2 protein-coding genes and 1 pseudogene are annotated in these 3,207 nt (G+C 69.7%); all 3 read right to left on the reverse strand.

Going from position 1 to position 3,207, the window contains the following annotated elements; translation table 11 throughout:
* Positions 1-633: 633 nt before the first annotated feature.
* Positions 634-1,263: pseudogene (locus tag EU555_RS35855) on the reverse strand (IS5 family transposase); the annotation flags it as partial.
* A 29-nt stretch (positions 1,264-1,292) separates the two neighbouring features.
* Complete coding sequence (tnpC, locus tag EU555_RS35860) at positions 1,293-2,849, reverse strand: IS66 family transposase (protein WP_135420147.1); 1,557 nt, start codon at positions 2,847-2,849, stop codon at positions 1,293-1,295.
* A gap of 79 nt (positions 2,850-2,928) precedes the next feature.
* Positions 2,929-3,207 (reverse strand): IS66 family insertion sequence element accessory protein TnpB (gene tnpB / locus EU555_RS35865; protein WP_135420149.1); only part of this gene is annotated, 279 nt, incomplete at its 5' end.

Raw genomic sequence — 3,207 nt, forward strand, 5'->3', positions numbered from 1 at the left:
TTCCCGTCGCGAACAAAGCGTGAAAGCAGGGCGGGGCAGTCCCTTCTGCGGCCTGAACCCGAGTTTGCGACAGGCCCCCTACGTGCTTCCTTCCAATGGTCTGACTGCCGTAACGGTTGCCTCGCTCGCGGCACGGTGAGCCTTTGTGCGGCAGATAGCTGCCTCAATTCGCGCCATGTCTAGCGATAAGTGCGGCCGATAACCCTCCCACCGGCGGCAACCTGAAACGCACCGCTACCATGGACGCCTCTCCAACCATCACTCAGTTGCCGCCGTCGCGCCGTGCTACAGCCGACCCTTGTTATGCCGGTTTGGCGTGCTGGGCACAGACCGAAGCTGCCGATTGGCAGTGCGAGTGGCCTCGATGTCGGCGCGCGAAGCATAGAGCCGCCTGACGGCAGACGTACCCTGACGTCGGCGGCCCTGGACAAGCGCCTCGTGCCGCGCTTGCGCGCGTAGCGAGTTCAGCCGACGCGACGCCGGTGTTGGGGCCGGCGCACTCGACCCGGTGCTTGCCGACGCCAGAGAAAATCATCTCGCTTCGCCTGCCGGTCGACAGCGGGTTGGCCCTGGCCTAGGCAAGTGAACCCTCTAAAAGTCATGTGGTGCATCCCTGAGAGTCCGTCCGAGAAGTCAGGTTGATCGGGCGAGGCGTCTGACGAGGATCATGACGGCTGCGGCGTAGAGGAAGGCTCTGGCGGAGGCGAGGGTCGCTTCCGGATCCTTCCAGAGGCGTCGGTTGCGGCTGATCCAGGCGAAGAACCGTTCAACGACCCAACGGCGTGGATGCACGGCAAAGCCGACCTGATCCGGCGGCCTGCGCACGATCTCGACGGCGATGATCGTCGCGCTCGCTGGCTTGTCGCCGGCATAGCCGGCGTCGGCGAAGGCCCTGGTGATGAACGGGAAGCTTCGGCGCGACAGGCGCAGCACCGGAACGGCTCCGTCCCGGTCCTGCACGCCCGCAGGTTGCGGATCGATGACGAGCGCACGCCCGTCCATGTCGACCAGCGCTTGGCGCTTGCGGCCTTTGACCTTCTTGCCAGCGTCGTAGCCGCGCGGCCCGCCGCTCTCCATCGTTTTGACGGTCTGGCTGTCGAGCACTGCGGCGGACGGCGAAGCTTCTCGTCCGACACGCTCGCGATCAGCCATGACGAGGTGATGGTTGATCCGGCCGAACAGCCCTGTGTCGCGCCAGCGGCTGAAGTAGCCGAAGGTGGTCGAGCGCGGCGGCAGATCCTTGGGGATCAGCCGCCAGGAGATCCGTAAGCGCTCGGTGACGGAGCAGCTTGTCAGGCGGCCTGCTGTACCCCGCCCATCGGCGTCCAGTTCCAGGGCAGCAGATCGGCCAGGCGCTTGGCCGGGTGATCGGCGATGCGCGTGAGCACGTCGCGCAGGTAGCCCTCAGGATCGAGCCCGTTCATCTTCGCCGTCTCGATCAGCGTGTAGAACGCCGCCGCACGCTCGGCGCCCAGCTCTGATCCGGCAAACAGGTAGTTCTTGCGCCCGACCGCCACGCTGCGCAGGGCCCGCTCGGCCGCGTTGTTGTCGAGGGCGAGACGCCCGTCGTCGAAGGCGCGCATGAGCGCGGGCCAGCGTGCCAGCATGTAGCGCAACGCCTTGGCCAGTTCGGACCGGCCCGGCACCTGGGTCAGGCTCGTCTCGGCCCAGACCTTCAGCGCCTCGGCCAGCGGCTTCGAGCGCACCTGTCGCTCGCGGTGACGGAGGTCGGGCGGCTTGCCGTGCAGGTCGCGCTCGATCCCGTAGAGCGCCCCAATCCGCTCCAGCGCCTCCGCCGCGAGGGCCGAGCTCGTCGCGGCGTGCACGTCGAAGATCTTGCGGCGTACATGCGCCCAGCACGCTGCCTCGGTCAGGGCACCGCCCGGCCGGGCGGCCTCGTACAGCCCGTTGAAGCCGGCATAGCCGTCGGCCACCAGCACGCCGGAGAAGGCCGCCAGGTGGGCGAGCGGGCGCTCGCCTCGACGGTCGGGCGAGGCGAAGAACACGGCCGCCGGCGGGCGCACGCCGCCGTGGGGACGCTCATCCCGCACATAGGTCCACAGCCGTCCGATGCTCGTCTTGCCCGTGCCGGGCGCCAGCACCGGGATCGGCGTATCGTCGCCGTGCAGGACGTCCGAGCCAGTGATCACCTCCCGGCGCAGAAGCTCGGTCAGCGGCTGCAGCGTGGCCGCGGTCGCGCCGAGCCAGCCCGAGAGCGTCGAGGTCGCCAGTTCGACGCCGTCGCGCGCGTAGATCTCGGCCTGGCGATACAGCGGAAGATGGTCGTCGAACTTCGCCACCGCGATGTGGGCCAACAGCCCGGGACCGGCCCGCCCGCGGGGAACCGCGTGGTGGGGAGCGGGCGCCTGGACCACCTGCTCGCAGGCACGGCAGGCGAACGCCTCGCGGATGTGGCGCACGACCTTGAACCGGCCCGGGACGTAGTCGAGGCTCTCGGTGACGTCCTCGCCGATCCGGCGCAAGCTCCCGCCGCAGGCCGGGCAGGCGCAGGGACCGGCGTGAACCACGCTCTCGCGTGGCAGGTGGGCCGGCAGGTCCCGCCGAGCCGGCCTGGACCGCGCGGCCTCCCTCGCCTCGGCGACGACCGGCACGCCGGCCAGACGCTCGGCCTCGTCGACCTCCAGCGCCTCGATGGCCAGCTCGAGCTGCTCAAGGCGCGGGCCGAACTTCTCGGACGAGGTGCCGAACCGCGCCCGCTTCAACCGGGCGAGCTCGCCGCGCAGCTTCTCGATGAGGGTGCTGGCGTGGACCGCCTCGCGCGCCAGGCCGACGATCAGACGCTTGAGGGCGTCGACGTCGTCGGGCAGCGAGGCAGGATCGAGAGCCATGCCAACAGCTTAGCTCTTGCCAGGGGCCACCACCACAGGTCCTGACCACGGACGCGGCCACCTCGGTAGTCTGCCGCCTTCAGCCCGCGATCGTCGGCCGGTCGGTGCGCAAAGGTGCGCGCCAGTCGATCCCCTCCAGCAGCATGGCGAGCTGAGCCGGCGTCAGCGCGGCGGCGGCACCGGCGGTGGACGGCCAGACGAAGCGGCCCTTCTCCAGGCGCTTGGCGAACAGGCACAGACCCTGGCCGTCCCACCACAGCACCTTGATCAGGTGGCCCTGGCGCCCGCGGAACACGAAGGCCTGGCCCGAGAACGGATCGCGCGCCAGATGGTCCTGGACGAGGGCGGCCAGCCCGTC

Origin of the sequence: Methylobacterium nonmethylotrophicum (assembly GCF_004745635.1) — a bacterium.
GTDB lineage: Bacteria > Pseudomonadota > Alphaproteobacteria > Rhizobiales > Beijerinckiaceae > Methylobacterium > Methylobacterium nonmethylotrophicum.